We start from the raw sequence: 2558 nt of genomic DNA on the forward strand, positions 1-2558 counted from the left end.
GGGTGCGGGTAGAAGGGTTACGGCGGTCATAGCGTGGGGGAAACGCCCGGTCCCATTCCGAACCCGGAAGCTAAGACCCACAGCGCCGATGGTACTGCATCCGGGAGGATGTGGGAGAGTAGGTCACCGCCGGACAATATTTGAAGAGGTTGAGCCCGTACCAGTGTTGGTACGGGCTCTCCTTGTTTAACCAGGGAATGTCAATAAGAAATTTGGTCCCTGCCCGGCTTTCTACGAATATGGCAGATTTGCCTACCAGCGGCCTCGGATTCCACATACTGTGCCCAGCACAGGCCGAACTGGTTTCGGCATGGTCACTCGCGAGTCATCCCCAGGGATAGAAGCAGGAAGACCACTATGAGCCAATATTCCTTTTCTTCCGGCCCGCGGCGTCGGCGGGCGCACGAGCGCCGGCTACGCAGGTCACTTTTAGGCACGGCGGCCGCTGCAGCGCTGCTGCTGGCACCGTTCGCGGCACCCGCGAATGCCTCGTGGGCAGAGCCGGACCCGAATGATCCGATGCCGGTAGCCGGCACCAATGCGGAAGTCGTGACTACCATGCTCGGGCCCGCTCAAAGGGTACAGGCCTTCGTGGCTGACAATCCCACCCCACCGGATCCATTGGCACCGTATCCGGAGGAGAACCCAGTGGGAGTGCCGGTGACGGGCCGGTTCGCGGGCATCATTATCACCGAGGATGCCGGTGGCGGGATTGGGCAGATGTACTGCATCGACACAGCGGTGGAAACCATGGTCGGCATTGGCTACGTTCAGGGGGCCTGGGAGGAATCCAACGTAGCCAACATCGGCTACGTGAATTACGTCCTGAACAACTACTATCCTGCGAATCCCGCAGCGCCTGCGGGCTTAACCGCCAATCAGCAGGCTGCGGCGGTGCAGGGTGCGATCTGGTACTTCACCGACGGATACCTGGTCAATACAACGGAGACGGTCATCAGAGGCGCGGTTGAGGCCATCGTCGCCGATGCACAGGCCAACGGGCCACTGGTGGAGCCGCCGCCACCTAATGTCACCGTTTCCCCGCCGGTTGCTGCGGGTCCGGCGGGAGGCGTAGCGGGCCCGTTCACGGTCGCGTCGGAAGGAGCCGCGGAGGTTACGGTTTCCGTGCCGACCGGATACACCATGTTCGCCGACGCTGCGGCGACCGTTCCCATCGAGAGCGGAAGCACAGTCCTTTCGGGAGCTCAGATCTGGGTGGCCGGCCCCCCGGGATCAACCGCTCCGGGAATCCTTAGCGCCCGCGCTTCCGTCACGGTCCAGACCGGCAATGTCTACCTCTACGACCAGGGCGATCCACTGTTGGACAACGCGCAACCCCTCATCCTCGCCGCGAGCACGGTGTTGGAAGCCACTGCCGAGGCAACCGCGGAGTTCTTTGTACCGGGAGACCTCGTGGTGAACAAAACGTTTGCGGGAGAAGCGATAGGCAGCCAAGGTGCAATCGCGCTTACTGTCGACTGTGGCCCGGCGGGGTTGTTTAGCTTTGAGATCCCCGCAGGAACCACAGTTCCCGTCAGCGAAACGATCGTTGATCTTCCGGTGGGTGCAGTGTGCTCTCTCACCGAACCGGTCACGGGATCCACTACCGAGGTGACGGTGACTTCGACCGTCTCGGATCCGGTGACGATCACCGAGGGGGAGAATGTCCTCGCCGTGACCAACACGGTGGAATTCAACCCCGGAAACCTTGTGGTCGCCAAGACCATCAGCGGCTCCGGAGCGGGCCTGCAGGAAGAGGTCGTGCTTCACATCCAGTGCGGTGACGGACTGGTCGACGAGATCTTCGTTATCCCCGAGGGGACTTCGGCGGATACCTTTACGCAGCGGTACGACGGCATCCCGGCAGGCGTGATGTGCCGGGTTACGGAGCCGGCGTCCGGTGCCAACGAGGATGTCACCGTGGAATCGTCTGGTGCGGCGGAGGTAACTATTCTGCCGGGGCAGGAGGTGACGGCCGGGGTGGTCAATGAATATGCCCCGGTGCCGGTTACCGAACGGCTTCCGCGGACCGGGGCGGAAGACGCTACGCCCATGGTCATGGCAGCAGGTGGTGCAGTCCTGGCCGGATCACTGTTGGTCCTGGGCTCCTTCCGGAGGCGCAGCAGTTAGTCCGGGGTTTCCTATAGTGGGAGGCTGATGGATAGCCGGAGCCGGCGCCCGAGCGGGGGCCGGCTCCGGCTATGCCGGTCGATTTGCGGCTCCGGGCAAACGTGTGTAAAGTTTTAGGAGTCGCCGCGGCCGGGACGCTGGAAAAGCGCCCGAGCATGGCGGCCAAACCCCATCAGAAAACAGAGTCCAGCCAGTGTGTTCCCCTCGCGGGGGCGGTGGAAAAGACTCCGGTTGCTGCTGGGTCCGGAACGGCGGAAACGCTTTTCCTGTAAAACATTGCAGCGAAGAAGAAAAGGAAAACATTGTTTTCCCGAGTATTTTCGGATTGCGTCTGTTGTTTGAGAACTCAATAGTGTGCCAAGTTTATTGATACCAATTTATTTTGATTGGTTGAACAGGCCGTTCCGCCCACCCCGTGGGTAAGGGAC

1 protein-coding gene and 1 rRNA gene are annotated in these 2558 nt (G+C 61.5%); both read left to right on the forward strand.

Annotated elements, in window-relative coordinates:
- Positions 1-18 precede the first annotated feature (18 nt).
- A 5S ribosomal RNA gene (rrf, locus tag NNX38_RS16760) occupies positions 19-135 on the forward strand.
- Positions 136-357: 222 nt separating this feature from the next.
- A complete protein-coding gene (locus NNX38_RS16765; protein WP_255799069.1) occupies positions 358-2130 on the forward strand; it encodes a thioester domain-containing protein in 1773 nt (590 codons plus the stop codon).
- The last annotated feature ends 428 nt before the right edge of the window (positions 2131-2558 follow it).

This window comes from Arthrobacter sp. zg-Y238 (assembly GCF_024385525.1).
GTDB lineage: Bacteria > Actinomycetota > Actinomycetes > Actinomycetales > Micrococcaceae > Arthrobacter_B > Arthrobacter_B jinronghuae.

Excerpts from the sequence above, each read along its gene's own strand:
- NNX38_RS16765 (WP_255799069.1), top strand. The coding sequence starts at position 358 with ATGAGCCAATATTCCTTTTCTTCCGGCCCGCGGCGTCGGCGGGCGCAC.